The organism is Bradyrhizobium sp. CCGB01 (assembly GCF_024199795.1).
Lineage (GTDB): Bacteria > Pseudomonadota > Alphaproteobacteria > Rhizobiales > Xanthobacteraceae > Bradyrhizobium.
This window is the reverse complement of the sequence record NZ_JANADK010000001.1, coordinates 7,817,637-7,844,183: the sequence shown is the minus strand read 5'-3', so window position 1 is coordinate 7,844,183 and position 26,547 is coordinate 7,817,637. Positions and strand designations below refer to the sequence as shown.

The window sequence follows — 26,547 nt, the reverse complement described above, 5'->3', positions numbered from 1 at the left end:
CGGTCATGAATTCGCGCGCGGACAAGCTCGGCCGGATGGTCTCGCTGGTGAAGCTTCAACTCCGGCTGTCCGAATGGCAGCTGGCGCATCTGAGGCAGCAGGAGCGCAGCTTGCAGGACGAGCAGGAATGGCTGGTGGGGACCCTCAACGAGGGGAAGCCGCCGGCGGGGTCGTCGAGCGAATCGATCGCGCGGCGCCTGAACAGGACGAGCGTCGATGCGCGCGCGGTCCAGGCGCAGGCGTCGCAGCAGCTCGACCAGGTCCGCTCGGAGAGCCGCCGTGTGAAACAGCTCGAGCAGGTCGCGAAGGCCGCGCTCGCGGACAAGCTTCGCGACGCGGAAGCGCGCTCGCTCGAAGAGATGATGGGAATGAGCCCCGCCGTGCGCGACTGGACGCCACGGCCAGCCAGCCGGAACAAGACATGATCGTGACAGCGACACCCGACCTCGTTCTCGATGTTCTCGAGGCCGCCGATCCCGTGGCGCAGCGCGCGGCGACGGCGAAGCTCGATGCGCTGAAATCATCGAACGCCGATTTCGCCGCCACGATGGACGCGGAGGTCGGCAAGGCCAAGGCGGCGACTGCCGATCAATCCGTGGCGAAGGTGGCCGAGGCGCAGTCGACGGCTGTGAACGGACCGCCCGTGCAGGTGATCAAGGCGCCCGCATCCGGCGAGGTGTACCGGAAGTTCGAGGCGTTCATTCTCCAGACCTTCGTCGAGACGATGCTGCCGAAGGAGTCGGAGGAGGTCTTTGGCAAGGGCACGGCCGGCGGCGTCTGGAAGTCGATGCTGGCGGAGCAGCTCGGTGCTCAGCTGGCAAAGGGCAAGGGCATTGGCATTGCCAAGCAGCTCGCCGCTGCTCAGCCAGCGGGGCCTGACGTTACGGGGAAGGCCGGATCGTGATCCGGGAATGGGTGACAGAAGTTGAGGGGTGAATTTCCTATGCAGGCACAAGAAGGCGCGGCGGCCCTGGTGGTGGAGCAGCCGGTCATGGACACCGAGGCGATGACGATGGAAGTTGCGTCGGGCGATGCACTATTGCCCGCGCTGCTGCCGAATGTCGGCAATGACGTGGTCAACGACGGCACTGACGAGGCGAGATCGGACGAGGTGCGCGGCTTGTTGTCTGCAATCCGCCGGCTCGAGAACATCGTCGAAGAAGAGACGGTCGCGCTCGCTACGGGCCAGAAGATCGATTTCGACGATTTCAGCGCCCGGAAGAGCCGGAGCATGCTCGAATTCGTCCGCCTGATGCGGGCACGGATGCATCTCGGCAGCGAGGTCGAGATCACCGAGGAGATCCAGCGGTTGCGCGAGAAGCTCGAGCGAAACCGTTCCATCCTCGAAATGCATTACGATGCGGTGCGCGAGGTCGCGACCATCATCGTCAAGGCGATCAAGGATGCCGAGTCCGACGGCACCTATACCGGCCGCACAGCACGGGACGGAAAATGATCAGACTCGTGCTGGCCGGGCTCTGGGTTTGCATCCTCACGGCGGGCACGAGCTATGCCGTGGCCTATTGGAAGGAGAACGGCAGCCTGCTGCCGGCAAAGGAGGAGTATCTCGACGGCCTCCAATACCAGAAGACGCGGGCGCTCAGCGTGCCCATGGTCGAGGGCGGCAACGTGCAGGGCTACATCGTGGCGCGCTTCGTCTACACCGTTGAGGCGCGGACCATGCACCAGCTCAACGTCCCGCCGGAGCCGTTCGTCGTCGACGAGGCTTTCCGCAGGATCTATGCCGACGACCGCCTCGATTTCAGGAAGCTCGCCCGTTACGACCTCTCCATTCTCACGACGGCCATCAAGCAGCGCGTCAACGAGCGGATGCAGGCCGACATTGTCCAGGACGTCCTGGTCGAGGACTTCAACTACGTTTCGAAGGAAGAATTCCAGAAGCAGTAGCGTTTTCGTGCGAGCTGGATACCGGCTCGTGCAAGAAAGCGCGCCGGAGCTGAGATCCAGAGCCCGATTCCGATTCCATCCAGGCGGGGCTTCGGCGCGCGTGATCGTTTCGGGAGGATCTGGCCTGAGTAGCAAATCGACGCCCGTGCCGCGGCGCCTGCGTCGCGGGGCCCGCCGTCTGCTCCACCGTTTCTATCGCTGAAAGTGCAACGGCCTCTGCGAAGGGTACTCCGCAGAGGCCGTTGTCGGTTTCGTGGCGTTGCCCTGCCGCGTCAGTTTCCGGCCGGGTACGCCGCCGGGGCGGCATGTGCCCTGTTCAGGAGGATGCCGACCTCGTCCAGTTCCTGCATCGGCACGTCGATGGCGGTCGTCTCGCCGGCCGGAATGTCGAGGCGGTATCCGACGTAGCGCCGGGCCACGATCGCGTCGAAGCCGAGGCGGTCGCGGAGTTTCTTGCGCAGCTTGCTGACGTGGCTCTCGATCACGCTCTCGTCGAAGGTCGACTCGAAGATGCCGTAGACCGCGTTGAAGATCTGCGTCTTGGTGATCCACTTGCCGTGGTTGCTGACCATATATTCGAGAATGCGCAGCTCGCGGCGGGGCAGGGTGAGGGCGTGGCCCGCGATCTCGGGGTCACGTCCGTTGAAGAAGACCTGGATCCTGGTCTCGCAGGGCCTCGGCAGCTCGCCCACCCGGCGGCGCGCGATTGCGGCCGTTCGGGCGAGGATCTCGCGCAGGTGAATCGGCACATGAACGACGTCGTCGACGCCCGATTCGAACAGCTCAAGCGTGTTCTTGAGCATCTTCTGGCCGCTCATGGCGATGATGGGAGCCGAGGAGCGCTTGCGCATCGCCCGCGGCAGGCTTCCACGGGCGTCGCAATCCCCGAGGAGGAAGGCGTCGACCGCAGCCAGATCCGATTCACTCGCAGATTGCAGCCAGTCCCAGAATTCTCCGGAGGAGAAGCCGATCGACGATACACCTTCGCGAACGAGCCCTCCGACGTAGCTGTTCGTGACGCTCTCGCGATCATCAACGATGATATACATAGTCTTTCGCCCCTGTTTCGCACTTGTTGCGGCCGGTTGGTTGTTGTGATGCCCGGCTCGGCAATGATGCTGTTTGACGACATTCCTTCCCGCGAACCGTTGTTATGGTTTCGATATTCGCGGGCAGCCCTACGCATTCAGTGCCTGCGTGTGCAGGCCTGCTACTTCGACTCGATACTGAACGCTTACTGCGTGAGGCCCGGCGGGTGTCTTACGGATCACCCCGCGGAGCGGATTGAGACAGCGACCTAGAACAGTTGCGCCAAGTTGCCTATCAGGTCCGAACGCCACTGAACTGTGTCGATCTCCTCGCCAACTGGCGAGAATCACTTGGTAGGACCGTAACAATTGCCGATTTCCGATCAAGCGCGCGGAACAAAGCGATTGCTACACGTGCTTGATGCTAATGATTTGTTTCGGGTTGTTTCTTTGTATATCTGACCGCATCAGTTGATTTGATATCCGAACTAGTTTTGCACCGTAGCGTTTCTAAGGTTCCGCATCCCCGTACAATCACAGCTGTTTTATCGGGTGCTGCGGGTCACGCGCATGGAGGGGTTTTCAACCCCGGATTGACTCTCCCGCTCATGTTTCCACATGCGACAATTCGACTCATGTACGGCGAGGCGACTCCAGCTTGGCGAAATCTTGGCGAGTGTGTGTCTTTCGAGTCGCACTCTCGCCACGTGCATGACGCTTTTGACTCATGTGACGTCGCATCGCGCGCGATGAAAAGTTTTCGTTGCGCACGTTTCAGGCAAGCTTCGGCAAATAACTTCACCGTTCGATAGATCGAACCGAACGGAGCATTTTCACATGTTGTCCGATGGACAAGCTCGCCCCAACGCGACCGCTGATGTTTCCGCGGCGGCGAAGCCGGCTCCGGAAGCGCGCGATGCAAACACGACACAGACGGCCAAGCCCGCTGCAAATGCAAAGCGTGTGGCGGCTGCGGCGAACGACGAAACTCTGGCGAAAGAGGCGCTCGAGGGGCTGAAGCGTATTCGCGCCAAGGCGCGCCTCGACAAGATGGCGATACCGAAGCCTGCACCAGTTGTAATCAAGCCGGCGGTAATCGTCGCCAAGCCGCCGCCGCCGCGTCCGACATGGGTTGTGCCGCTCGCAACCCTGGCGGTCGCCGCGATCCTGGTGGTCTGCGCCTGCACCGGCGTGATTGCTTATCTCACCACGCAGCCCGCCCAGAGCAACGTTGCCGCCAATACGGAGATCAGGAATCTGCGCGAGACTGTCGCGCAGCTGCGCAAGCAGGTCTCGGGCGTGTCCGAAAATCTCGACGGCCTGCGCACCGCGGTCGATCAGTCGAGCAAGGCGACCAATGACCGCTTCGGCAGGTTCGGCGAGAACCTGGATCGTATCGAGCGTGTGAGCTCATCCTCGACGGTGAAGCTCGACAAGCTTGCGCAGGCTCAAGCCCAGGCCCAGGTCCAAGCCCAGGCGCCGACGACCGTTGCTGTGCAACCGCCGTCGCAGACGATGCCGATGATGGCCTCGGTTGCTGCGCCCGAGATCACCGGCTCGGTGGCCCCGTCCGCGCCGCGCAAGGCGATCAAGGGCTGGTCCGTCCGTCAGGCCTATGAGGGGATTGCGATCCTGCAAAGTCCGAACGGCGTCATCGAGGCCGTGCTGGGACAGCAGGTGCCCGGCCTTGGCCGCATCGAGGAAATCAGGAACGAGAACGGCCGTCTGGTGGTGGAGTCCAGCGGCGGTGTCATCTACTCGTCACGCAAGGCAACGCCGTGATCGAAGGCCGTCTTCTATTGGCGGTGATGCTCGAAGCTGGTGCATAGCAGATCGATTTCCGCCTCCGCGATCGGTGCGCGAAACAGGCGGCAGCTGAACTCGGCGGCCGCCTTGCCGTCCGTGCCGGCGCGATCCTCGCGCAGGAAGATGCATCGTTTGCAAACGTCGGTATGGTGCCGCTGCTCGGCCGCGTCTGCCTGATCGAGCACATGCCGGAGCGTGTCGCGAAAGCGGATCTTGGTTTCGTCGTCGAGGACGGCGATCGGCTCGAGGAGAACGCTGATGGGGTCGCGCACCAGGAACTTCTTGCCCTGCTGTGTCACGCTCAGCGTCACCGATCGCTTGTCCGTGGCCGAGCGCTTTCGCTCCAGATATCCGAGCCGCTCGAGCTCGCCGATGATGAAAGAGGCGGTGCCGCGCGTGGTGCCGACATAGCTCGCGAGCGCCGAGGGCGTCCGCGAGAAACGGTTGGCGCGGGAGAGAAAGCGCAGGGCCATCCATTCGCGGTCGCGCAAGCCATGCTTGGTGCCTTCGAACCACAGGATGCGGGCCATCTGCCCCAACAACTCAATCGCTTCACGAGCTAAAATCATTTCAAGTCCGGATCGGATAAAGCTTTATTCAATTGCGTCTTTGGTCGCGCAATCTGGGAGGGCGAGAATGAATCTTGTCGAGCGATCCTTCGCTCGAAGAGGACGACGAACCGCGCTTGGTAGACGCTTCTCCGTTCTGGAGATGGAGGTTTCGAACGTGGAACTAGAGCGTCACACAGAAAGTTCGAGTAAATCGTACGGCTCAACTCTTCGGAAAATTTCAGTCAAATGACCGAGTTTTTCCCGCAGGATTCCGGTCTCGTGCCGCGTGTGAGCAACATGATGTGTCGCCACGGCCACTGCGGAGCCCATTTGTTGCCACAGGACGTTTCGAATCGCGGGCACCGCCGGAGCGTCTGCAACTCGTGGCAGCGAAAACGGTGGTGAGAGAACCACCATTCGCAGTTAATGGATGTTGCGCTGCAATGCAGCCAGACGGTTAAATCCGAAATACGTTCGGCCTACGCGCCGAATTCGCTTCATGTGTTTCCAACGCGGGCCTTCGCCATTGCTGGTCGGCAACGGCCTTTGGATCGTAGAGACAAGCCAGAAGGGCGGCGCGCTCGCAGGCTGGTGATTTGCGTTTCGCCGGCAACTATCGGCGAATGCGCCGCCCGAACGATCAGGGCCAGGAATCAGGAAGGATAGACCGATGAGCTTCGAAACCACCATGACATCCGACGTCGTCGGGCTGACGAAAGTCGCGCCGGTCTCGCGTCGCGGATTCATGAGCGCGACGGCGGCGGTCGCTGCCGGCTACACGCTTGCGGCCGGGCCGGTCCGCGCCGAGGTGATCGCGACCGACACCAGCGGCCTCCAGGCTGGCGATGCCAGGATCAAGGTCGGCTCCGAGGAGATGCCCGCCTATTTCGCCCGTCCGGCCGGCAACACCAGGGCGCCGGTGATCATCGTGGCGATGGAGATTTTCGGCCTGCACGAATACATCAAGGACGTGACGCGGCGTCTGGCCAAGCTTGGCGCGTTCGCGGTCGCGCCCGATTATTACTTCCGCAAGGGCACTGACCTCACCAAGGTCGCGGACATCAAGGATCTGCTGCCGATCGTCAATTCGAAACCGGACGCGGAGCTGCTGTCCGATCTCGACACGACAGTGGCATGGGCAGGATCGCAAGGCGGCGACACCGCCAAGCTCGGCATCGTCGGCTTCTGCCGGGGCGGGCGCACCGTGTGGGAATATGCCGCCCACGGCGGCACCCTCAAGGCGGGCGTTGCGTTCTACGGCACGGTGGTCGATCCCGCCAATCCGCTGTGGCCGAAGAGCCCGATGCAGCTCGCGCCCGAGATGAAGGCGCCGGTGCTCGGCCTCTATGGCGGCGCCGATACCGGCATTCCCGTCGCTCAGGTCGAGCAGCTCAAGGCCGCGCTCGAGCAGAACAAGAAGACGGCCGAATTCAAGATCTATCCGGAGGCGCCGCACGGCTTCCATGCCGACTACCGCGGCAGCTACCGCAAGGATGCGGCGGAAGATGCCTGGAAGCAGGCCCAGGCCTGGTTCAAGAAATATGGCGTGTTGAGCTGACGCCGAATCTCAAGAGGGCGGCCTTAATGGCCGCCCTCCTTGTATCAAGTTGCGGTCTCACTTCGTCATCGCGCCATAGACGATGTCCTGCGTTGAGCGGCATCTGCCCGAAGCGGATGTCGTCGCCGATCGTCGCGAACGAGCAGGCGCCGCCGCAATCGACCGTCGGCGCGACGCCGTCAGGATCGCCTATCGTCCTTCGCCGGCCCGCCACAGCGCGTCCAGGCCGTGCCGGTAGGTCGGATGGGCAAGCGTGACACCGAGCTCGCGCTTCAGTTTCGCGTTGGCGACGCGGGCGCTGCTGGCGTAGAAGCTGCGCGCCATCGCCGACATCTCCGCAGTCTCGAACGGCTCTTCGGCCGGCGGTACAACACCCATCAGTTTCGCGGCATAGGCGATCACGTCCTGCGGCGGCGTCGGCTCGTCGTCACAGACGTTCCAGGTGCCGCCGCCACGGTGTTTCACCGCGGCCATGATCGCGCTTGCGATATCGTCGACATGGATGCGGTTGAAGACCTGCCCGGGCTTGATGATGCGCCGGCCGGTCCCCGCCCGCAGCGTCACCAGCGCGTTGCGCCCGGGGCCGTAGATGCCGGCAAGCCGCAGGATCGCGGCATCGCCGCGCGTCGTGTCGGTCCAGGCCTGCTCGGCGACGACCCGCATACGCGTGCGGTCGAGTGTGGCCTGCGGTGGCGTGCTCTCGTCGACCCATCCGCCCGCGTGATCGCCGTACACGCCGATGGTGGAGAGATAGACCACCTTGCGGCGGCCCGTCGCCAGCATGTCGCCGAAGGCCGCGATGGCAGGGTCGCCGGTGCTGCCAGGCGGGATCGAGATGAGAAGGACATCGGCCTCGCCGATACGTTCGACCGTCTCGCGTGCTGGACTGCTTCCGGAAAAGGCATGGAGTTCGATGCCGGCAAGGTCATCCCGCGTTCCGGGATCGCGCACGGTGCCGGCGATATGCGAGAAGCTGCCGCCGAATTGGCGGACGAAGTGCCGGGCACTGTAGCCGAGGCCAAGGATGAAGAGCCGCATGCGCCTGCCGTGCTGGTCGGAGTTCCCGGTCGCGCTAGCTGCGCGCCCTTTGCTCATAAGAGATTTTTGGGTCCGGCAAAAGATATTGCAATTTTACTCGCCCACCAATGCAGGCGATGCTCGCCTATGACAGGAGCGTCAGGAGGGGCATCCTTCATGCAGGCAGAAGCGCCAGCTTTAGCGCCCGGCGATGCTGTCGAACTGATCCAGCGTGCCGCCGCGTTGATCTTCGATGTCGACGGTACGCTGGCCGAAACCGAGGAACTGCATCGGCGGGCCTTCAACCACGCTTTCGCCCGCCACGGTCTCGACTGGCATTGGGACCGCGCCGTCTACAAGAATCTGCTGCGGGTGACGGGTGGCAAGGAGCGCGTCCGCGCCTATCATGAAAGGCTGTGGATCGCCTCGCCATTGTCGGATGCGAGCATCGCAGAGCTCCATCGCGTCAAGACCTTGCATTACGCCGAGTTGATCGAGACCGGCTGCTGTCCGCTGCGGCCGGGCGTGGCGGATCTGCTCGCTGCGGCCAAGGCGCGCGGCCAGCGGCTTGCGATCGCGACCACCACCTCGCACGGCAATATCGATGCGCTGCTATCGCAAGCGCTGGGGAGCCGCTGGGCCGCGGATTTCGATGCGGTCGTCGCCGGCGACGACGTCCGGCACAAGAAACCCGCGCCGGATGTCTATCTCGAAACCCTGGCGCGGCTGAAGCTGGAGGCTTCAGACTGCGTCGCGATCGAGGATTCCGCCAATGGCCTGATCGCGGCCTCGCGGGCGAACATTCCGGTGCTCATCACGCGCAGCATGTTCTTCCGGGACGATGATTTCAGCGATGCACGGTTCGTGCTGGATGATCTGTCGGAACTCGGGGGCTCAAAACAAAAAACTGAAAAACAACCCCATGCACAGTAGAAAGCGCCGGCCGGCCCGCCGCGGTCAGTGGACCCGGTGGCTCGGGCTATCGTCTTCAGCCTGCTCGACAATCTGCGCGATCGGGCTCGACTGGTGATGCACCAGGCGCCAGCCGTCGCCAACGCGCCGAAAATGGTTGGCTGCGGCCAAAGCGGTGCCGTCGACGATCTCGATGCAGAGCACGCGGGCGCTGTCGCCGTCGACGATGGCCTGCGGTTCGGCGCAAGCGATCTGTGGCCGCTCCGGATTTTGCAGGATGTCGCGCCAGCTGCCGATCACGGTGGCGCGGCCGATGATGGCCGGCCAGCCGGGATGGATGCAGGAAATGGCGTCGTCATCCGCCCACATCCGCTCCATTTCGTTGAAGTCGCCCGTTGAAAAGGCGGCGTAGAAGGCCGCGTTCGCGGCGATGACCTTGTTGTCCTTTGCCATCGCTCTCGGGTGAGCCAATGACAGGCAAAAATCAAGCGCGACTTCCGATCGATTTTGCGTTCGACTTTGACCGCAGTGCAGCATTGCCTGCTTTGTGATCACGCCGAGACGTGCGTCTCCACGGCCCGCCGCGCGCCGTCCTTATAAAGACGGCCGAGTGCGGAGGTCACGGCCTCGCGCAGGCGCGGATCGGCGCCGAATGGACCGAACACTTTTTCCACGCCAAGCAATTTGGGCGCGAGCTTCTCGGCGACGGGACCGGCCTCGCGCGCCAGCGCGGCGAACTCGGCGGCGAGCGGATCGCGCACGTCGATCGCGCGGCCCTGCTCGTCGAGCGCGGTGACGTAGCGCATCCAGCCGGCCACGGCGAGCGCATGCGTCGCGATCGGCAGGTTCTTGGCGAGGCGATCCTGCATCGCGCCGAGCAGGCGCTGCGGCAGCTTTTGCGACCCGTCCATCGCGATCTGCCAGGTGCGGTGATGCAACGCCGGATTGGCGAAGCGCTTGAGCAGCGAAGCACGGTAGGCGGAAAGATCAGTGCCAGCAGGCATCGTCAGCGTCACCGCGGCCTCTTCCATCACCTGCGCGGCGAGACGGGCGAAATGCGGATCCTGCATGGTGCCGGCGATGGTCTCGTAGCCTGAGAGATAGCCGAGATAGGCCAGCGCGGAATGGCTGGCGTTGAGCAGCCGCAGCTTCATCAGCTCGAACGGCTTGACGTCGGTGACGAGCTCGACGCCCGCGGCGGCGAGATCGGGCCGGCCTGCCGTAAACCGGTCCTCGACCACCCATTGCGTGAAGGGTTCGGTCATGACCGGCCAGGCGTCGCGCAGGCCGAGAGCGGTCGAGACCGCATCGCGGTCCGCGTCCGTCGTCTCCGGCACGATGCGGTCGACCATGGTCGAGGGGAAGGCGGCCGTCTCGGCAATCCACTTGCCGAGATCCCTGGACCGAAGCGCAGCGAACTGCGCCACGATCCGCTGCACCGTGTGGCCGTTGGCGGCGAGGTTGTCGCAGCACAGCACGGTGAAGGGCGGAAGTCCCTGTGCGCGCCGGCGCGCCAGCGCGGCCACGATGAAGCCCGGCGCCGAGCGCGGCGCGTCGAGATTGTTGAGATCGTGCACGACATCGGCATGCCGCTCGTCGAGGTCGCCGGTCTGCGGCGTGTGGCAATAGCCCTTCTCGGTGACCGTCAGCGAGACGATGCGGATGGACGGATCGGCCATCCGCTCGACCAGCGCTGCCGGATTCTCGCGCGCGACGACGCTGTCGAGCAGCGCGCCGATCACGCGGTGCTCGGTGCCTTCCGCGGCACGTACGGCGACCGTATAGAGATGATCCTGTGGAGAGAGGGCGTTGCGCGTATCCGGGCTGCGCAGGCTCGCGCCGACGATGCCCCATGACGCGGCGCCGGTGGCGAGGCAGTCGTCGATGACGACCGCCTGATGGGCGCGATGAAACGCGCCGAGGCCGAGATGCACGATACCGGGCGTAACGCGCGACCGGTCATAGGCCGGGCGACGGATAGCCGGCGGCAACCGGTCGAGATTGGCGCGGCCAAGGCGCATGGACGTCTCCCCTTGCTTTGCTGCTGCTTGACATGGCGCCTGTCCTCGGTCAATGCTTCGGTCAATTGGTAAGACCAATTTTCCAAAATTGGCGGGCCGCCGGGGGTGCCTCCCCTGCGAGACCCTTTCGGGGAGGACCAGCGTGCCGCTGGAAGCTGTGGAGGCGAGACGGCTTTATCGCCAGGTCGCCGATCAATTGCGAAGCCTGATCGACAGCGGCGAGTACGCGGTCGGCAGCCGCTTGCCGACCGAGCGTGAGCTCGCCGAGCAGCTCAAGATCTCGCGCCCGACGGTGCGCGAAGCCCTGATTGCGCTCGAGGTGGAGGGTCGCGTCCGCATCCGGGTCGGTTCCGGCATCTACGTGACCGAGCCCGCGGATGCCGCGCCCGCGCTTCCGGCCTCCGGCATCGAAGGTCCGTTCGAGCTGCTGCGCGCCCGCGAATTCCTCGAAAGCGCCATCGCCGAGCAGGCCGCGCGTGTGGCGACGAAGGACGACGTCGCGCGCATCGATGCCTCCCTTGTCGCGATGGAGAATGTCGAGCATCCCGGCGAAGCCTCGATGGTGCACGACCGCGCCTTCCATGTCGCGATCGCCGGAAGTCTCGGCAATGCCGTTCTGGTGCGCGTGGTCGGTGAGCTGTTCGACCAGCGTCTCAATCCCTATTTCGCGCAGCTTGCGCATTATTTCGAGAGCCCGGGCACCTGGCGCACGGCGCTCGACGAGCATCGCGCCGTGCGTGATGCGATTGCGGCGCGCGATCCGGACGCCGCGCGCGAGGCCATGCGCACTCATCTGGCGCGTTCCCAGGAGCGCTTTGCACAGAACTTCGGTGCCGAGAACGCGGCGGGATCGTCTTCCGGGCGCAGCCGCACGGAGCGATCGCCGGCCAAGCCGTCAAAACCGAAACCTGCACCGAAGAAGCGGGCTGCGAGCAGCGGCGCACGGCGGCGATGAGATTGAGCGGCCCGTATCCACTTCGGGACGGGTGAACAAGAAGCAGACTTTAGTCAGTGGAGGATAAGTCAGTGTTGAAGAAGATGACGATGGTGCTCGCGACGTCGGTCGCGGCAATGTTCGCGGCGACCAATCCCGGCATGGCGCAGACCAAGCTCAAATGGGCCCATGTCTACGAGACGTCGGAGCCGTTCCACACCGCGTCGGTCTGGGCCGCGCAGGAGATCGGCAAGCGCACCAACGGGCGCTATTCGGTCGACGTCTATCCGGCCTCGCAGCTCGGCAAGGAGGCCGACATCAACCAGGGCCTTTCGCTCGGCTCTGTCGACATCATCATCTCCGGCTCGAGCTTCGCGGCCAAGAGCTTTCCGCCGATCGGCGTGACCTATTATCCCTATACGTTCCGCGATGCCGATCATCTCCTCGCCTACACCAAGAGCGATATCTTCAAGGAACTCGCCAAGGGCTATGAGGACAAGAGCGGCCACCACATCGTCGCGGTGACCTATTACGGCGTGCGCCAGACCTCGTCGAACAAGCCGATCAAGACCTGCGCCGACCTCAAGGGTCTGAAGATGCGCGTGCCCGACGTTCCGGCTTACCTTGCGATGCCGCGTGCCTGCGGCGCCAACACCGCGCCGATCGCGTTCGCCGAAGTCTATCTCGCGCTCCAGAACGGCACCGTCGAGGCGCAGGAGAATCCGCTGACGACGATCGAAGCCAAGAAGTTCTACGAGGTGCAGAAGCACATCGTGCTGACCGGTCATATCGTCGACCATCTCAACACCGTGGTGGCGGGCGCGCTCTGGAAGAAGCTCAGCGACGAGGACAAGAAGATCTTCACCGACGTCGCACAGGAGGCCGCTGCCAAGGCGACCGGCGAGATCAAGCAGAACGAAGCCAAGCTGGTGTCCTTCTTCAAGGAGAAGGGCCTGACCGTGACCGAGGTCGACAAGAACGAGTTCCGCGACACCGTGCTGAAGAACGTCGCGTTCGAGACGTTCGGCTATCGCAAGGCCGACTGGGAACGCATCCAGGCAGTGAAGTGACGACGTAGTCGTCATCCCGGGGCGGTCCGTAGGACCGAGCCCGGGATCTCGAGGTTCCGGGTCTGGTGCTAAGGCACCATCCCGGAACGACGGAGCCAGTTTGAGGAGTAACCCATGTCCACCGCCGAAGTGCACCGGCAGATCACCGGGGATGAAATCGCCCATACCTTCGAGGAGGAGGCGACGCCGAAGGTCGATCTCGGCGTCTACGCTTTCGAGGACTGGGTGGCGCTGGCGATCTTCTGGGTGATGGCGCTCGCCGTCTTCCTCCAGTTCTTCACCCGCTACGTGCTCAACGACAGCTATGCCTGGACCGAGGAGATCGCGACCTACTGCCTGATCGGCGTGGTCTTCATCGGCTCATCGATGTGCGTACGGCTGTCGCGGCATATCCAGGTCGACCTCATCTACCGCTATCTGCCGCAACCCGTGGGGCGCGCGCTGTCGACGGCGATCGACCTGATCCGGATCGCCTTCTTCGGCTACGCCATCAAGCTGGTCTGGGTCTACATCCAGATCATCGGCGATGAGTCCATGACCACGATCAATCTTCCCAAGGACTACGTCTATTACGCCGTGCTGCTCGGCTTCGTGCTGATGTTCGCACGCTCGGTGCAGGTCGCGGTGCAGAACTGGCGGCAAGGCTACTCGGTCCTCGAACGCCCCGGCGCCTACGACGGATCGGAAGGATAACATCATGCTGCTGTTGCTTGGAGGCTTTCTCATTCTGATGCTGCTCGGCGTTCCCGTGGCGATTGCCATGGCTGCGTCGTCGCTGCTCTACATCCTGGTCAGCGGCGTGACGCCCGACGTCACGCTGGCGCAGCGCATGATCGCGGGCGTCGAGAGCTTTCCGTTGCTCGCCGTGCCGTTCTTCATCCTGGCCGGCAATCTCATGAACATCGCCGGCGTCACCGGCCGCATCTACAAGTTCGCGGTCGCGCTGGTCGGCTGGATGCGCGGCGGCCTCGGCCACGTCAACATCATCGGCTCGGTGATCTTCTCCGGTATGTCCGGCACCGCGATCGCGGACGCCGCCGGGCTCGGCACCATCGAGATCAAGGCGATGAAGGACCACGGCTACTCCACCGAGTTCTCGGTCGGAGTCACCGCGGCGTCGGCGACGCTCGGGCCGATCATCCCGCCGTCGCTGCCCTTCGTGATCTATGGCATGATGGCCAACGTCTCGATCGGCGCACTGTTCCTGGGCGGCGTCATTCCCGGCATCGTCCTGACGTTGTTCATGATGGCCACCGTCACCTACTTTGCGCACAAGAACAAATGGGGCAGCGATACACCGTTCTCCTGGCCGCAGCTCGGCTCGGCCGGCCTCGAGATCCTCATCGTGCTGGCGTTCCCGCTTTCGATCTGGCTGATGGTGCTTGCCGGCATGTCGGTCAACATGGCTGTGGTCATCGGTCTCGGCACGCTGCTCGCGATCGACTGGTATTTCGACTTCTCGGCGGTGATGGCGCTGATGGCGCCGGTGATCCTGATCGGTGGCATGACGCTCGGCTGGTTCACGCCGACCGAAGCCGCGGTTGCCGCGGTGATCTGGTCGCTGTTCCTCGGTCTCGTGCGCTACCGCACCATGACGCTGAAGACGGTCGCGAAGGCGACCTTCGACACCATCGAGACCACGGCCTCGGTGCTGTTCATCGTCACGGCGGCCTCGATCTTCGCCTGGCTGCTGACGGTATCGCAGGCAGCCCAGATGCTCTCGGACTGGATGCTCAGTATCACCCACAACAAATGGGTGTTTCTGGCGCTCGCCAACGTCCTGATCCTGTTCGTCGGCTGCTTCATCGACACCACGGCGGCGATCACCATTCTGGTGCCGATCCTGCTGCCGATCGTGCTCAAGCTCGGCATCGATCCGATCCATTTCGGTCTGATCATGACGTTGAACCTGATGATCGGCCTGCTGCATCCGCCGCTCGGCATGGTGCTGTTCGTGCTCGCCCGCGTGGCAAAGCTCTCGGTCGAGCGCACGACGGTTGCGATCCTGCCCTGGCTGGTGCCGCTGATGCTCGCGCTGATCGCGATCACCTACATTCCCGAACTGACCCTCTGGCTGCCAAAATACATGGGACTTTCCAAATGACCTCTACCGCTCTCGCCGCAACCCTGTTTGGCCCCGAAGATCTGCGCATGATCGAGCATCCGCTCGACAAGCTCGCGGACGGCATGGTGCGCATCCGCTTCGGTGCCGGCGGCATCTGCGGCTCGGACATGCACTATTTCCGTCATGCCCGCACCGGAGATTTCGTGGTGAAGTCGCCGCTCGTGCTCGGCCATGAGATCTCGGGCGAGGTCGTGGAGATTTCCGGCTCCGCGGCGAACCTCAAGGTCGGCGACCGTGTCGCCGTCAATCCGTCGCGCTGGTGCGGCCATTGCGTCGCCTGCCGCGAGGGCCGGCCGAACCTCTGCGAGAACATCTACTTCATGGGCTCGGCCTCGAAGACGCCGCACATGCAGGGCGGTTTCGCCAATTATTTCGACGCGATCCCGGCGCAGTGCGTGAAGATTCCCGATCACGTGTCCTATCAGGCCGCGGCCCTTGCCGAGCCGCTCGCGGTCTGCCTGCACGCGGTCGCGCGCGCCGGCAACATCGAGGGCAAGCGCGGCATCATCTTCGGCGCCGGTCCGATCGGGCTTCTGACCATGCTCGCCGCGCATCGCGCCGGCATGGCCGACATCACGGTCGCCGACATCGCCCCGGCACCGCTGGCCTTCGCGACCCGGCTCGGCGCGTCGCATGTCGAGAATGTTGCGGGCGGTGAGGATGGCCTGAAGGCGCAGGCGGCGTCGCGTCCCTACGACGTCGCGTTCGAGGTCTCGGGCACGGCCGCGGGGCTTGCGAGCGCGATCGGCATCGTCAGGCGCGGCGGTGTGGTGGTGCAGATCGGCAATCTGCCGGGCGGCCAGATCCCGACGCCGTCGAATGCAGTGATGGCAAAGGAGATCGACCTGCGCGGCTCGTTCCGCTTCGGGCTCGAGTTCCTGACGGCTGTGGAGCTGATCGGCGCCGGCAGCGTCGACGTGCTGTCGCTGGTCACCGCCGAGCAGCCGCTGTCGACCGCGCCGGACGCACTGCGGCTAGCGCTCGACCGCTCGCAGAGCGTCAAGGTCGTGCTGACCGCGAATTGATTGGAGGGAACTCCCATGATGCTAGAGGGATGGCGCTGGTACGGGCCAGATGATCCGGTCTCGCTCGATGATGTCAGGCAGGCCGGGGCGACCGATATCGTCTCGGCGCTGCATCAGGTGCCGATCGGGGAAGCCTGGACGCGCAAGGCGGTCGAGGAGCGCAAGAATTTCATCGAGCGCGGCCAGCCCGGCCGCTCGCAGCTGACCTGGTCGGTGGTGGAATCGATTCCGATCCCCGACGACGTCAAGCGTCTCGGCGGCAAGGCCACAAAGTCCATCGAGGCCTGGATTGCGAGCCTGGAAGCGGTGGCGGCCGCCGGCATCAAGATCATCTGCTACAATTTCATGCCGGTGGTCGACTGGTGCCGCACCGATCTGGAGTGGGAGTTGCCGAACGGCGCCCGCGCCATGCGCTTCGACCAGGACCGCTTTGCCGCGTTCGAGCTGCATATCCTGAAGCGTCCCGCCGCCGTGCAGGAGTATTCGCCCGAGCAGCAGGCCCGCGCGAAAGCGCTGTTCGACCAGATGAGCCAGGCCGATATCGACTACCTCGTCATGGTCATCGCGAGCGCGTTGCCCGGTTCGACCACCGAGCCGATGACGATCCCGCAATTCCGCAACCGGCTGGAGACCTATCGCGACATCACGCCGAAGATCCTGCGGCAGCATCTCGCCGAGTTCCTGGGCCGCGTCGCGCCGGTTGCCGAGCAACTCGGGGTTTCGCTGACGCTGCATCCGGACGATCCGCCGCGGCCGCTGTTCGGCCTGCCGCGCATTGCCTCGTCCGCCGACGACTATCAGGCGCTGTTCGATGCCGTGCCGTCGAAGGCCAACGGCATCTGTCTATGCACGGGCTCGCTCGGCGTGCGCGCGGAGAACAATCTGCCGGCGATGGCCGAACGCTTCGGCCCGCGCATCGCCTTTGCGCATCTGCGCGCGACCAAGCGCGAGGCCGACGGCCTGTCCTTCTACGAGTCCGATCATCTCGACGGCGACGTCGACATGGTCGCGGTGCTGAAGGCGCTTTTGAAAGAGAACGCGCGGCGCGCGCCCGACAAGCGAATCGTGTTCCGTCCCGATCACGGCCATCGCATGCTGGACGATCTCGCCGCCACCAAGCGCACCAATCCCGGCTACACCGCCATCGGCCGCCTGCGCGGCCTCGCCGAACTCCGCGGCGCGATCAGGGCGATCGAGCATCGGTAGGAGCCGAAGCTCCATCCATGCCGTCATTGCGAGCGTAGCGAAGCAATCCAGGGTCTTTCCACGGAGGGATTCTGGATTGCTTCGCTACGCTCGCAATGACGGGGAGGGAGAAGAGCCTCCCCGCTCAATAACACGCCGCCATCGCGCCGAGCTTCGGATAGAGCCGGTCGATCGCGGCGATCTCGCTTTTCATCTGCGCGATGATCCAGTCGCGGATTTCGGCGGCGATGGGGCGCATCGGCCGGTTGCGCGGCGGCAGGAATTCGCAGATGCGCCGCGTGGTGGTCAGCCGGTCGGAGGCCGGCACCAGCGCGCCGGTCAATAACCAGTGCGAGGCCACCGTCAGCCAGCCGAGCGCGATGCCCTGGCCGAGCAGGGCGGCCTGCATCACGACGGCATAGTCGGTGAAGCTCAGCGCCTTGGCCGCACCGCGGCGGCCGGTGAGCAGCGAGGCGTAATCCGCGGCCCAGTCGCCCGGCGTCTCGGCGAGGCGAATGATGGTGTTGCCTTCGGTGGGATCGGTCTCGCCGAGATAGCCGGGGCTGCACATCGGCAGCATCACTTCCTTCATCACCAGCGTGCCGCCGGATGACGGCTCGTCGCGGTCGCGAAAGCGCATGCCGAGATCGACATTCTCCACCGGCCCGCGCAACGCGCCGGAGATGAGCTGGAAGCGCAGATCGACCTCGGGAAATTGCTTTTGCAGCTTGTCGATGCGCGGCATCAGCCAATGCGTGGTGAAGGCGGAGGAGACCGAGAGCGTCACCGTCTCGGTGCCTTTGCGGCGCCGCTCGATCTCGACGAGCCCGGTCTCGATGCTGCGAAAGCCCTCGAGCACGCGCCGATAAAGCAACTCGCCTTCCTCGGTGAGGACCGCGCGGCCCGCCTTGCGGTCGAACAGGCGAACGCCGAGATGCTCCTCGAACTGTCCGAGCATCCGGCTCACCGCGGGCTGCGTGACGTTCAGTTCCGCCGCTGCCGCGGTGAAGCTGCCATTGCGCGCCGCTGCGTCGAAGACGAACAGGGCGTTACTGGAGGGCAGCATCCGGCGCAGCTCGGGCATAACGCCATGTTATGAGCTGGGTGAGAATTTGGCAATTGCCGGATTTTGCCAAGTCTGGTGTCATTGGCATGACAGCCTAAACACAGGGCTCACGAGAGAAGATTTGGTGCGACGCACGCTTCGCCTGTGAGTGCTCAAAATCCCTGTCTATAAAGCAGGCTTATGGCGCGCAGTGAGGCACGCCAGCATAGGGACATGGCGAGGTCGATCGTTGGACAAACGAGCGGAAAGCGTCGAGATCAGGTCCGCGAGCAAGGCGTACGGCGCCGTTCGCGCCCTCGACGACGTTTCCCTCAATGTCGGCGCCGGCGAGTTCGTCTCGCTGCTCGGTCCCTCCGGCTCCGGCAAGACCACGCTGCTCGGCATCCTGGGGGGCTTCATCCTGCCCTCGAGCGGAACGATCCTGTTCGGCGGACGCGACGTCACCTGGATGCCGCCGCACAAGCGCGACATTGGCGTTGTGTTCCAGAACTACGCGCTGTTCCCGCATATGAGCGTCGGCGAGAACGTCGCCTTTCCCCTGCGTGCGCGCCGCCTGCCGAAAGCGAACTGGCCGGACAAGGTGCGGGCGGCGCTCGCGATGGTCGGGCTAGCCGGTTATGAGGGGCGCGGCATCGCGCAGCTCTCCGGCGGCCAGCGCCAGCGCGTGGCGCTCGCGCGCGCCATGATCTTCGAGCCGCGCCTGATCCTGATGGACGAGCCGCTTTCCGCGCTCGACAAGCAGCTCCGCGAATCCATGCAGATCGAGCTGCGCGCGCTGCACCGGCGCATCGGCGCCACCATCATCTACGTTACCCATGACCAGCGCGAGGCGCTGACCATGAGCGACCGCGTCGCCGTGATGAAGGACGGCCGGCTGATCCAGATCGACCAGCCCGAGCGGTTGCACGATCATCCCGCCGATTCTTTTGTCGCGAGCTTCATCGGTGAAGCCACGATGTTGCCCGTCCGCCGCGTCGATGCCTCCAGCGTCGCGCTCGGCAATGCGCTGCTGCGCAGCGCCCGCGCCATTCCCTCCGGTGACGCCCTGATGCTCGCCGTGCACAGCGAAAAGCTGCTGATCGACGACGGCGCGCAGGATGCCGCCTGCAATCGCCTGACCGGGACGGTCACCGATATCGTCTACCAGGGCGAGAGCCTGCGCATCTTCCTGGCGCTCACTGATGGCATCGCGCTCAGCCTGCGCCAGCCGAGCTATCACCAGGCCTACAGCCGGATCCCGCCGCTCGGCGGCAGTCTCACCGTCACCCTCCACCCCGAGGACACCATCGTCGTGCCCAGGGTGGACTGAAGCCAGCCTTGTTCAACCGAGAGAAGAAGCCAAAAATGTCGTCAGCAGCCTCGTTCAGCAATTTCAAGGTTCTCACCTTCGACGTCGTCGGCACCTTGATCGATTTCGAGACCGGCGTGCTCTCCGCGGTGCGCCGGATCTCGGGCAAGACACCGGCCGAGCTCAGCGACGACGTGATCTTCGAATCCTACAAGCGCGGCCGCGACAAGCACTATGAGCGCTCCAGCGAGGTGATGTTCCACGTCTATCGCTACCTCGCCAAGGAACTCGGGCTGCCGGCTGACGATGCATCCTGCGACGTGTTCCAGCTCGCCGTGCTGCGCTGGGGGCCGTTCGCGGATTCGGTCGAGGCGCTCAAGCGGCTGCGTACGAAGTTCCGCCTGGTGGCGATGACCAATGCGGACCGCGTCGCGCTCTCCTGCTACGCGCACGCGCTCGGCAATCCCTTCGACGACACCGTCTGCGCCGACGACACCGGCGTTGCCAAGCCGAACCCGGAGTTCTTCGCCTACAACAAGGGGCGCCAGTCCGCCTTCGGCTACAAGCAGTCCGACATCCTGCACGTTGCGCAGAGCCAGTACCACGACATCGGGATCGCGCGACAACTCGGTTACAAGGTGTGCTGGATCGAGCGCCGCCAGGGCATCGCCGGTTTTGGCGGCACGCCGGCGGTGGAGACGCTGACCAAGCCGGACTTCCATTTCCCGACGCTGAAGGCGCTGGCCGACGCGGCAATCGGGCCGGCGACTTAAATCCGTGAGCGCGAGCATGACACGGGACTGGAACGCGCTGCCATCGGCCAACTCGCTGTGGGAAGCCACAGCGGAGCCGGCGCGTGCGTTTCCCGTGCTGTCGGGCGAACATCAGGCGGATGTGGTGATCATCGGGGCGGGCTACACAGGCCTCTCCGCCGCGCATCACATCGCCAAGAGCGGATTGTCGCCGGTCGTGCTGGAAGCGAACCGCCCGGGCTGGGGTGCGAGCGGGCGCAATGGCGGTGTGATCACCGCCAAGTTTCGCCTGTCGTTCCGCGAGGTCGACGCCGCCCACGGCCGCGCCATGGCGAAGCGCATGTACGAGATCGCGCATGAATCGACCGACATGGTCGAGGAGCTGGTGTCCGAGTTCGGCATCACCAGCGCGAACCTGACCCGCACGGGCCAGGTCAAGGCCGCGCATAACGAGACGACGCTGAAGGCCGCGATCGACGAAGCCAACTGGATGACGCGCGAGATGGGCTCTGCCGAGGTCCGCATCCTCGACAGAGACGGCGTGCGCGAGGAGACCGGTTCCGACATCTTTGTCGGCGGCGTGCTCAATCCCGGCTCGGGCGGGATCCATCCTCTGAATTATCTGCGCGGCCTTGCAAATGGCGTCGCGAGCCGCGGTGTTCCGATCTTCCAGGAATCGCCGGTGGTGAGGCTGCGGCGCGATAACGACGGTATCGTCGCCGAAACGCCGCAAGGTGCGGTGCGCGCGAAACAGGCGATCATCGCCACCAACAGCTATTCCGACCTGACCGATGCGACCGCGCACATGCAGCGGACGCTGATCCCGTTCCGCAGCGCCATGGTTGCCACCGAGCAGCTGCCGCGCAATCTCGCTGGAAAGCTGATGCCGACGGGGCGCACCTACACCGAGACCAAGCGCATGATGCGCTGGTTCCGCATGGTCGACAATCGCGTCATCTTTGGCGGGCGCGGCGCCTTCGGCAAGCAGGACTCGCAAGCCGCCTTCGACGCGCTGCGCAAGGCGATGGTCGGCATCTTCCCCGATCTGGCCGACGTTCCGCTCGCATATAAATGGTCGGGCCTCGTGGCGATGACGCTGGACTCGGTGCCGCATATCGGCCGGCTCGACGACCGCACGCTGGTCTCGATGGGCTACAACGGCGCCGGTGTCGCGATGTCGGGCCTGATGGGCCGCTATCTCGCCGCCTTCGTGCGTGGCGAGTCGCCCGATGTCGGTCTGCTCGATATCAAGCGCATGAAGACGATCCCGTTCTATCCGCTGCGCGAGCCCGCCGTGCGCATGGTCGCCGGCTGGTACCAGTTTCTCGATGCGATCGGTCAATAAGATTGATTTGGAGGAGGTGAGGATGACGATGAAGCAGAAGTTTGGATTGAGCTGCGCGCTGCTGGGTGCGATCGGATTGACCAGTGCGGCTGATGCCGCCGAGCAGATCACCTTCGTCTCGCAAGGTGGCGCCTATCAGCAGGCGCAGACGGTGGCGATCCTCGATCCTTCCGCGAAAAAGCTCGGCATCACCATCAACCAGGATTCGATCCCCGACGCCTGGCCCGCGATCAAGACGCAGGTCGGCAGCGGCAAGCCGATCTGGGATGTCGTCGACACCCCGACCGGCAACTGCCTGCGTGGCGGCGAGCAGGGGCTGATCGAGAAGCTCGACTTCTCGAAGATTCCGAACGGCGCGGCTATGCCGGAGGCCTATCGCAGTCCCTATTCGGTATCCTATGAATTCTATTCCAGCGTGCTGTCCTACAGCCAGAAGACCTTCCCGAAGGACGCGCCGAACAGCTGGGCCGATTTCTGGGACGTCAAGAAATTCCCCGGCCGCCGCGCCCTGCGCAACCACCCGTTCGCCACGCTCGAGGCGGCACTGATGGCCGACGGCGTCGCGCCCGACAAGCTCTATCCGCTCGACGTCGACCGCGCCTTCAAGAAGCTGGAGGAGATCAAGCCGCATATCACGGTGTGGTGGACCTCGGGCGCGCAGTCGGCGCAGCTGCTCAATGACGGTGAGGTCGACATGGAGATGGCCTGGAACGGCCGCGTCAGCGCCGTCGCCAAGGAAGGCGCCAAGGTCGCCTTCACCTACAACCAAGGCATTTTGCAGAGCACCTCGCTCTGCATCCTCAAGGGCGCGCCGAATCTCGCCACCGCGGTGAAATTCCTCAACGAGGCCGTCGATCCCGTGCACCAGGCCAATCTGCCGCTCAACATCGATTACGGCCCGGGTAACCCCAAGGCGTTCGAGACCGGCGTGATCAAGCCCGAGCGCGCCGCGCAATTGCCGAGCGAGCCGGCCAATGCGGCCAAGCAGGCGCTGATGTCCTACGCCTGGTGGTCCTCGCCCGCGGGCGAAGCCGCCGAGAAGCGTTGGGCGTCGTTCATGCAGAAGTAAGCGAGCGAGGCAGCGTTGACGACATCCGTGCCCGATCCATCGCAAAAGCATCAGCGCCGCGAGCACGGCCTGATGCTGGCATTGGTGTCGCCGGCGCTGCTCGTGATCTTGGCTCTGATCGTGCTGCCGGTCGGCTGGCTCGCCTGGCAGTCGATCTATCATGACGGTTTCACGCTGGAGAACTATCGCCGCGTCTTCACCGAAGAGATCTACTGGCGCAGCTTTGCGCTGACCTTCGAGATCAGCCTCGCGGTCACATTGATCGCGCTGCTGCTCGGCTATCCCGTGGCCTACCTCGCCAATGCGGTGCCGAAGGGGTGGAGCATCCTCATCCTGTCGCTGGTGGTGCTGCCGTTCTGGACCAGCGTGCTGGTGCGCGCCTACGCCTGGCTGGCGCTGCTCCAGCGCACCGGCGTGATCAATCAGTTCTTGCGCTATCTCGACGTGATCTCCGAGCCGCTCGCGCTGGTCCACAACACCTTCGGCACGGTGGTTGCGACCGTGCATATCCTGCTGCCGTTCATGGTGCTGCCGCTCTATGCCACCATGCAGAAGATCCCCGGCGATTTGATGCAGGCCGGCGCGAGCCTGGGCGCAAGCCCGTCGCTGACATTCTTCCGCGTCTTCCTGCCGCTGTCGTTGCCGGGCGTGCTCGCCGGCTGCACCATGGTGTTCGTGCTCTGCCTCGGCTTCTACATCACGCCGGAGCTGCTCGGTGGCGGCCGCACGGTGATGGTGTCGATGCTGGTCAGCCGCAATGTCGAACTCTACAACCAGTTTGGCGCTGCGAGCGCCGTCGCGGTCGTGCTGTTCGCCAGCGTGCTCCTGATCTTCTTCGCCGTCAGCCGCTTCATTTCGCTCGATCGCGTGCTGGGGCAGAAATGATGCGCGCCTCGCCCGCACGGATCTTCCTCTATGTGATCAGCGCACTGGTGCTGGTCTATCTGATCCTTCCCGTCCTGATCATCGCGCCGATCTCGTTCTCCAGCGCACGCTTTCTGACGTTCCCGCCGCCGTCGTTCTCGCTGCGCTGGTACCAGCAATATTTCGCCAACCCGGCCTGGATGCAGGCGACGCGGGTGACGCTGACGGTCGCGTTCCTGACCGTCTTGATCGCAACGCCGTGCGGGGTCGCCGCCGCCTATGCGATCAGCCAGTCGAAGCTGCGCATCATGCGCGTCATCCATATGGCACTGCTCCTGCCGCTGGTGGTGCCGATCATCATCACTGCGGTCGGCATCTTCTTCGTCTATGCAAAAGTCGGCCTGGTCGCGACCATGCCCGGCCTCGTGCTGGCAAACGTGATGCTCGGCTTGCCCTACGTCGTCATCTCGGTGCTGGCGGGCTTGCAAAGCTTCGACCCGGCGCAGGAGATGGTGGCCCGTAGCCTCGGCATGAACCGCCTGCGCAGCTTCTTCGCGGTGACGCTGCCGCAGATCAAGTCCAGCGTGGTCGCGGGCGGCATCTTCGCTTTCATCTCGGCGATGGACGAGACCATCGTCGCGCTATTCATCTCCGGCGGCCAGTATCAGCCCCTGACCAAGCGCATGTTCACCGCGCTCCGCGACGAGATCGATCCGACCATCGCCGCGATCTCGACGCTGATGACGGCGGCGTCGTTCATGCTGGTGCTGCTCGCGAGCGCGCGGCAGAAGCGGAGTGGGTGAGGGCTGCTAAGCCTCCTTCGCCCCCAGCCATGCCAAAATCATCTCCACGATCTGCGTCCGGCTCTTCGCCAGCACCCTGGGCTCGCTGAGGTCGCGGTCGAACAGGGCGCCGAACGTATGGCGGTTGGCGACGCGGAAGAAGCAGTAGGAGGAGATGGCGAGGTGCAGGTCGATGGCGTCGACGTCGTCGCGGAAGGCACCCTCGTCGCGGCCGCGCTTCAGGATGCCGTCGAGTGTCGCGATCACGCTGGCGTTGAGCTGGCGCAGCTGCAAATTCTGCTTCAGGTGCTTGCCGTGGTGGATGTTCTCGATGCTGACGAGGCGGATGAAATTCGGGTTGCGCTCGTCGTGGTCGAAGGTCGCCTCGATCAGCCGGCGCAATCCCTCGCGGGCGTCGCAGCTTTCGATGTCGAGCTGGTCCTCCAGCGCGCGGATGCTGCGATAGGCTTCCTCCAGCACCGCGAGGTAGAGCTGCTCCTTGCCGCCGAAATAGTAGTAGATCATCCGCTTCGACGTGCGCGTCCGTGCCGCGATCGCATCGACGCGGGCGCCGGAATAGCCCTCCGAGGCGAATTCGGCCATCGCCACTTCGAGGATGTCGCGCTTGGTGCGCTCGGGATCGTTGGTGCGCTTCGATGGGGGCGGCATGCGCTCGAGCATTGCTGTTTCTCCCGCCAGTTTCCATGGATCGCCTTGAAGGTGAAGGCAAATTTCGCCTGTTCAGGCATCGATCCAAAGCGTATTGCGTAAACGTACTAGTTCGTACATTATGGATCCAAACCAAGGTTGCGGCAACAAGAACCAGAAAATGCTCGCGGGGCGACCGCCCGACGCGAGCCGCAACGGACACATGGGGAGGACAATTCAATGACGTTGACGTCAACCGCACCGCTGCAGGCGTCGTCCGGCGCAGAAGCTACACCGAACAAGCTTCCCAAGCGCGCAGCGCTGGTCAGCTTCGTCGGCAGCATGCTCGAATACTACGACTTCTTCATCTATGGCACCGCGGCGGCGCTGATCTTTCCAAAAGTGTTCTTCGCCAATGTCGATCCCTCGACCGCGACGCTGCTCGCGTTGCTCTCCTTCGGCATCGGCTATATCGCGCGCCCGGTCGGCGCCGTCATTCTCGGCCATTTCGGCGACCGCATCGGCCGCAAGACGGTGCTGCTGTTCACGCTGGTGCTGATGGGCGGCTCGACGCTCGCCATCGGCCTGCTGCCGGACGCCAAGGCGATCGGCAATGCCGCGCCTGTCATCCTGACGCTGCTGCGCCTGTTGCAGGGCCTCTCGGCCGCCGGCGAGCAGAGCGGGGCGAACTCGCTGACGCTGGAGCATTCCGCCAATTCCAACCGTGCCTTCTTCACGAGCTGGACCTTGAGCGGCACCCAGGCCGGTGCGATCCTCGCAACGCTGGTGTTCATTCCGGTGTCGAGCCTGCCTGAGGACCAATTGCTGAGCTGGGGCTGGCGCGTTCCATTCCTGCTGTCGTTCGTCGTTCTGGTCGTCGCCTATCTGGTGCGGCGGACCATGCCGGAAACGCCCGTGTTCGAGGACATCAAGGACAAGGCGCAGGTGGCGCGCTTCCCGGTCGTCGCACTGCTGCGCGATTACTGGCCAGACGTGCTGCGCGTCATCGTCTGCGCGCTGATCGCGACCGTGAGCACCATGACCGCCGTGTTCGCGCTCGGCTATGCCACCAGCAAGTTCGGCGTGGCGCGTCCGACCATGCTGTGGGCCGGCGTGCTGGGCAATGTCACCGCGCTGATCACCCAGCCGCTGTGGGCCCTGCTGGCCGACAAGATCGGCCGCAAGCCGGTGTTCATCGGCGGTGTGCTCGGCTGCGCCGTGCTGGTGTTCCCGTACTTCATGCTGGTGACGTCGGGGAATACGCTGGCGATCTTCGCAGCGGCGATGATCCTCTCGGGCGTCATCTATGCCGCGCCGAACGCGATCTGGCCGTCCTTCTATGCCGAGATGTTCGAGGCGCGCGTGCGCTATTCCGGCACCGCGATCGGCACGCAGCTCGGCTTCCTCGCCGCCGGCTTCACGCCGCTGGTGAGCGCAAGCCTGGTCGGCGAGGGACCGAACGGCTGGGTTCCCGTTGCGACCTTCGTTGCCTGCTGCTGCGTGATCTCGGCAGCGGCGGCGGCGACCGCGCGCGAGACGCACAAGGTCGACATTGCCGACCTCGGCAGGCAGCGTGGTTGAAAGCAGAGGTGA

General features: G+C 64.3%; 27 protein-coding genes. 20 read left to right on the top strand and 7 right to left on the bottom strand.

Translation table 11 applies throughout. The annotated features are described in order from the left end of the window. Positions 1-5: 5 nt before the first annotated feature. Genes NLM25_RS36900 through NLM25_RS36885 form a run of 4 tightly spaced genes read left to right on the top strand, consistent with a single transcriptional unit; the run spans position 6 to position 1,908 of the window. Complete coding sequence (locus NLM25_RS36900) at positions 6-425, top strand: hypothetical protein (RefSeq protein ID WP_254140174.1); 420 nt, start codon at positions 6-8, stop codon at positions 423-425. After that, complete coding sequence (locus tag NLM25_RS36895; protein ID WP_254140173.1) at positions 422-904, top strand: rod-binding protein; 483 nt, start codon at positions 422-424, stop codon at positions 902-904. Before NLM25_RS36900 ends, NLM25_RS36895 begins: the two co-directional genes overlap by 4 nt. Before the next feature lie 39 nt (positions 905-943). After that, complete coding sequence (locus NLM25_RS36890; RefSeq protein WP_254122779.1) at positions 944-1,456, top strand: flagellar biosynthesis protein FlgN; 513 nt, start codon at positions 944-946, stop codon at positions 1,454-1,456. Next, positions 1,453-1,908, top strand: coding sequence for a hypothetical protein (locus NLM25_RS36885; RefSeq protein WP_254122778.1), 456 nt, complete (start codon positions 1,453-1,455; stop codon positions 1,906-1,908). Before NLM25_RS36890 ends, NLM25_RS36885 begins: the two co-directional genes overlap by 4 nt. A 272-nt stretch (positions 1,909-2,180) precedes the next feature. On the opposite strand, the gene NLM25_RS36880 is transcribed toward NLM25_RS36885, so the two are convergent. Beyond that, entirely contained in the window at positions 2,181-2,957 is a 777-nt protein-coding gene (locus tag NLM25_RS36880; RefSeq protein WP_254122777.1) for a response regulator transcription factor, read from the bottom strand. An 816-nt stretch (positions 2,958-3,773) separates the two neighbouring features. Between NLM25_RS36880 and NLM25_RS36875 the strand changes: the two genes are divergently transcribed. Further along, a complete protein-coding gene (locus NLM25_RS36875) occupies positions 3,774-4,718 on the top strand; it encodes a hypothetical protein (protein ID WP_254140172.1) in 945 nt (314 codons plus the stop codon). Between the two features lie 14 nt (positions 4,719-4,732). Here the strand turns inward: NLM25_RS36875 and NLM25_RS36870 are convergent, their stop codons facing one another. Continuing rightward, on the bottom strand, positions 4,733-5,311 hold the full coding sequence (locus tag NLM25_RS36870; RefSeq protein WP_254140171.1) for a MarR family winged helix-turn-helix transcriptional regulator: 579 nt from the start codon (positions 5,309-5,311) through the stop codon (positions 4,733-4,735). Positions 5,312-5,963: 652 nt separating this feature from the next. On the opposite strand from NLM25_RS36870, the gene NLM25_RS36865 reads away from it, so the two are divergent. Continuing rightward, positions 5,964-6,851: a dienelactone hydrolase family protein gene (locus tag NLM25_RS36865; RefSeq protein ID WP_254140170.1), complete on the top strand. Its 888-nt coding sequence runs from the start codon at positions 5,964-5,966 to the stop codon at positions 6,849-6,851. Between the two features lie 189 nt (positions 6,852-7,040). On the opposite strand, the gene NLM25_RS36860 is transcribed toward NLM25_RS36865, so the two are convergent. Further along, the gene (locus tag NLM25_RS36860; protein ID WP_254140169.1) at positions 7,041-7,889 is read right to left on the bottom strand and encodes an SDR family oxidoreductase; all 849 of its coding nucleotides are present in this window, start codon (positions 7,887-7,889) and stop codon (positions 7,041-7,043) included. A 156-nt stretch (positions 7,890-8,045) separates the two neighbouring features. On the opposite strand from NLM25_RS36860, the gene NLM25_RS36855 reads away from it, so the two are divergent. Continuing rightward, positions 8,046-8,801 (top strand): HAD family hydrolase, encoded by a 756-nt coding sequence (locus NLM25_RS36855; RefSeq protein ID WP_254141322.1) that lies wholly within the window; start codon positions 8,046-8,048, stop codon positions 8,799-8,801. 24 nt (positions 8,802-8,825) lie between these two features. Here NLM25_RS36855 and NLM25_RS36850 read toward each other — a convergent pair whose 3' ends face one another. Both NLM25_RS36850 and NLM25_RS36845 read right to left on the bottom strand, forming a co-directional pair. Beyond that, a complete protein-coding gene (locus NLM25_RS36850; protein ID WP_254140168.1) occupies positions 8,826-9,233 on the bottom strand; it encodes a nuclear transport factor 2 family protein in 408 nt (135 codons plus the stop codon). Between the two features lie 98 nt (positions 9,234-9,331). Beyond that, entirely contained in the window at positions 9,332-10,801 is a 1,470-nt protein-coding gene (locus NLM25_RS36845; RefSeq protein WP_254140167.1) for a mannitol dehydrogenase family protein, read from the bottom strand. Positions 10,802-10,943: 142 nt separating this feature from the next. Between NLM25_RS36845 and NLM25_RS36840 the strand changes: the two genes are divergently transcribed. The 6 genes from NLM25_RS36840 to uxuA all read left to right on the top strand — a co-directional run bounded on the left by NLM25_RS36840 (position 10,944) and on the right by uxuA (position 17,161). Further along, positions 10,944-11,756 (top strand): FadR/GntR family transcriptional regulator, encoded by an 813-nt coding sequence (locus NLM25_RS36840; RefSeq protein ID WP_254122766.1) that lies wholly within the window; start codon positions 10,944-10,946, stop codon positions 11,754-11,756. Positions 11,757-11,845: 89 nt separating this feature from the next. Continuing rightward, positions 11,846-12,805 carry a sialic acid TRAP transporter substrate-binding protein SiaP gene (locus tag NLM25_RS36835; RefSeq protein ID WP_254141321.1) on the top strand — a complete coding sequence of 320 codons (960 nt, stop codon included), beginning with the start codon at positions 11,846-11,848 and terminating at the stop codon, positions 12,803-12,805. Between the two features lie 114 nt (positions 12,806-12,919). Beyond that, complete coding sequence (locus NLM25_RS36830; protein ID WP_254140166.1) at positions 12,920-13,498, top strand: TRAP transporter small permease; 579 nt, start codon at positions 12,920-12,922, stop codon at positions 13,496-13,498. A 4-nt stretch (positions 13,499-13,502) separates the two neighbouring features. After that, complete coding sequence (locus NLM25_RS36825; RefSeq protein ID WP_254122762.1) at positions 13,503-14,909, top strand: TRAP transporter large permease; 1,407 nt, start codon at positions 13,503-13,505, stop codon at positions 14,907-14,909. Continuing rightward, complete coding sequence (locus NLM25_RS36820) at positions 14,906-15,955, top strand: L-idonate 5-dehydrogenase (protein ID WP_254140165.1); 1,050 nt, start codon at positions 14,906-14,908, stop codon at positions 15,953-15,955. Before NLM25_RS36825 ends, NLM25_RS36820 begins: the two co-directional genes overlap by 4 nt. Positions 15,956-15,970: 15 nt before the next feature. Continuing rightward, positions 15,971-17,161, top strand: a complete 1,191-nt coding sequence (gene uxuA, locus NLM25_RS36815; RefSeq protein WP_254140164.1) for a mannonate dehydratase — start codon at positions 15,971-15,973, stop codon at positions 17,159-17,161. Positions 17,162-17,285: 124 nt separating this feature from the next. On the opposite strand, the gene NLM25_RS36810 is transcribed toward uxuA, so the two are convergent. Further along, positions 17,286-18,224 (bottom strand): LysR family transcriptional regulator, encoded by a 939-nt coding sequence (locus NLM25_RS36810; protein ID WP_254140163.1) that lies wholly within the window; start codon positions 18,222-18,224, stop codon positions 17,286-17,288. A gap of 211 nt (positions 18,225-18,435) precedes the next feature. Here NLM25_RS36810 and NLM25_RS36805 point away from each other — a divergent pair, with 211 nt between their 5' ends. The 6 genes from NLM25_RS36805 to NLM25_RS36780 all read left to right on the top strand — a co-directional run bounded on the left by NLM25_RS36805 (position 18,436) and on the right by NLM25_RS36780 (position 24,327). Further along, positions 18,436-19,515 carry an ABC transporter ATP-binding protein gene (locus NLM25_RS36805; RefSeq protein WP_254140162.1) on the top strand — a complete coding sequence of 360 codons (1,080 nt, stop codon included), beginning with the start codon at positions 18,436-18,438 and terminating at the stop codon, positions 19,513-19,515. Positions 19,516-19,550: 35 nt separating this feature from the next. Beyond that, positions 19,551-20,267, top strand: coding sequence for an HAD family hydrolase (locus NLM25_RS36800; protein ID WP_254140161.1), 717 nt, complete (start codon positions 19,551-19,553; stop codon positions 20,265-20,267). Between the two features lie 16 nt (positions 20,268-20,283). Beyond that, positions 20,284-21,591: an FAD-binding oxidoreductase gene (locus NLM25_RS36795; protein ID WP_254140160.1), complete on the top strand. Its 1,308-nt coding sequence runs from the start codon at positions 20,284-20,286 to the stop codon at positions 21,589-21,591. A gap of 22 nt (positions 21,592-21,613) precedes the next feature. After that, the gene (locus NLM25_RS36790) at positions 21,614-22,660 is read left to right on the top strand and encodes an ABC transporter substrate-binding protein (RefSeq protein ID WP_254122751.1); all 1,047 of its coding nucleotides are present in this window, start codon (positions 21,614-21,616) and stop codon (positions 22,658-22,660) included. A 72-nt stretch (positions 22,661-22,732) separates the two neighbouring features. Further along, positions 22,733-23,545 carry an ABC transporter permease gene (locus NLM25_RS36785; RefSeq protein WP_254141320.1) on the top strand — a complete coding sequence of 271 codons (813 nt, stop codon included), beginning with the start codon at positions 22,733-22,735 and terminating at the stop codon, positions 23,543-23,545. Beyond that, positions 23,542-24,327, top strand: a complete 786-nt coding sequence (locus NLM25_RS36780; protein ID WP_254122750.1) for an ABC transporter permease — start codon at positions 23,542-23,544, stop codon at positions 24,325-24,327. Before NLM25_RS36785 ends, NLM25_RS36780 begins: the two co-directional genes overlap by 4 nt. Positions 24,328-24,333: 6 nt before the next feature. Here the strand turns inward: NLM25_RS36780 and NLM25_RS36775 are convergent, their stop codons facing one another. Next, entirely contained in the window at positions 24,334-24,987 is a 654-nt protein-coding gene (locus NLM25_RS36775; RefSeq protein ID WP_254140159.1) for a TetR/AcrR family transcriptional regulator, read from the bottom strand. Between the two features lie 207 nt (positions 24,988-25,194). On the opposite strand from NLM25_RS36775, the gene NLM25_RS36770 reads away from it, so the two are divergent. Further along, positions 25,195-26,535 (top strand): MFS transporter, encoded by a 1,341-nt coding sequence (locus NLM25_RS36770; RefSeq protein WP_254140158.1) that lies wholly within the window; start codon positions 25,195-25,197, stop codon positions 26,533-26,535. Positions 26,536-26,547: the final 12 nt, after the last annotated feature.

Coding starts and splice junctions, on each gene's coding strand:
- NLM25_RS36895 (WP_254140173.1), top strand. CDS start 422: ATGATCGTGACAGCGACACCCGACCTCGTTCTCGATGTTCTCGAGGCC.
- NLM25_RS36825 (WP_254122762.1), top strand. CDS start 13,503: ATGCTGCTGTTGCTTGGAGGCTTTCTCATTCTGATGCTGCTCGGCGTT.
- NLM25_RS36865 (WP_254140170.1), top strand. CDS start 5,964: ATGAGCTTCGAAACCACCATGACATCCGACGTCGTCGGGCTGACGAAA.
- NLM25_RS36855 (WP_254141322.1), top strand. CDS start 8,046: ATGCAGGCAGAAGCGCCAGCTTTAGCGCCCGGCGATGCTGTCGAACTG.
- uxuA (WP_254140164.1), top strand. CDS start 15,971: ATGATGCTAGAGGGATGGCGCTGGTACGGGCCAGATGATCCGGTCTCG.
- NLM25_RS36770 (WP_254140158.1), top strand. CDS start 25,195: ATGACGTTGACGTCAACCGCACCGCTGCAGGCGTCGTCCGGCGCAGAA.
- NLM25_RS36785 (WP_254141320.1), top strand. CDS start 22,733: ATGCTGGCATTGGTGTCGCCGGCGCTGCTCGTGATCTTGGCTCTGATC.
- NLM25_RS36860 (WP_254140169.1), bottom strand. CDS start 7,889: ATGCGGCTCTTCATCCTTGGCCTCGGCTACAGTGCCCGGCACTTCGTC.
- NLM25_RS36795 (WP_254140160.1), top strand. CDS start 20,284: ATGACACGGGACTGGAACGCGCTGCCATCGGCCAACTCGCTGTGGGAA.
- NLM25_RS36885 (WP_254122778.1), top strand. CDS start 1,453: ATGATCAGACTCGTGCTGGCCGGGCTCTGGGTTTGCATCCTCACGGCG.
- NLM25_RS36880 (WP_254122777.1), bottom strand. CDS start 2,957: ATGTATATCATCGTTGATGATCGCGAGAGCGTCACGAACAGCTACGTC.
- NLM25_RS36845 (WP_254140167.1), bottom strand. CDS start 10,801: ATGCGCCTTGGCCGCGCCAATCTCGACCGGTTGCCGCCGGCTATCCGT.
- NLM25_RS36800 (WP_254140161.1), top strand. CDS start 19,551: ATGTCGTCAGCAGCCTCGTTCAGCAATTTCAAGGTTCTCACCTTCGAC.
- NLM25_RS36790 (WP_254122751.1), top strand. CDS start 21,614: ATGACGATGAAGCAGAAGTTTGGATTGAGCTGCGCGCTGCTGGGTGCG.
- NLM25_RS36780 (WP_254122750.1), top strand. CDS start 23,542: ATGATGCGCGCCTCGCCCGCACGGATCTTCCTCTATGTGATCAGCGCA.
- NLM25_RS36890 (WP_254122779.1), top strand. CDS start 944: ATGCAGGCACAAGAAGGCGCGGCGGCCCTGGTGGTGGAGCAGCCGGTC.
- NLM25_RS36875 (WP_254140172.1), top strand. CDS start 3,774: ATGTTGTCCGATGGACAAGCTCGCCCCAACGCGACCGCTGATGTTTCC.
- NLM25_RS36870 (WP_254140171.1), bottom strand. CDS start 5,311: ATGATTTTAGCTCGTGAAGCGATTGAGTTGTTGGGGCAGATGGCCCGC.
- NLM25_RS36835 (WP_254141321.1), top strand. CDS start 11,846: ATGGTGCTCGCGACGTCGGTCGCGGCAATGTTCGCGGCGACCAATCCC.
- NLM25_RS36850 (WP_254140168.1), bottom strand. CDS start 9,233: ATGGCAAAGGACAACAAGGTCATCGCCGCGAACGCGGCCTTCTACGCC.
- NLM25_RS36775 (WP_254140159.1), bottom strand. CDS start 24,987: ATGCTCGAGCGCATGCCGCCCCCATCGAAGCGCACCAACGATCCCGAG.
- NLM25_RS36830 (WP_254140166.1), top strand. CDS start 12,920: ATGTCCACCGCCGAAGTGCACCGGCAGATCACCGGGGATGAAATCGCC.
- NLM25_RS36900 (WP_254140174.1), top strand. CDS start 6: ATGAATTCGCGCGCGGACAAGCTCGGCCGGATGGTCTCGCTGGTGAAG.
- NLM25_RS36820 (WP_254140165.1), top strand. CDS start 14,906: ATGACCTCTACCGCTCTCGCCGCAACCCTGTTTGGCCCCGAAGATCTG.
- NLM25_RS36810 (WP_254140163.1), bottom strand. CDS start 18,224: ATGCCCGAGCTGCGCCGGATGCTGCCCTCCAGTAACGCCCTGTTCGTC.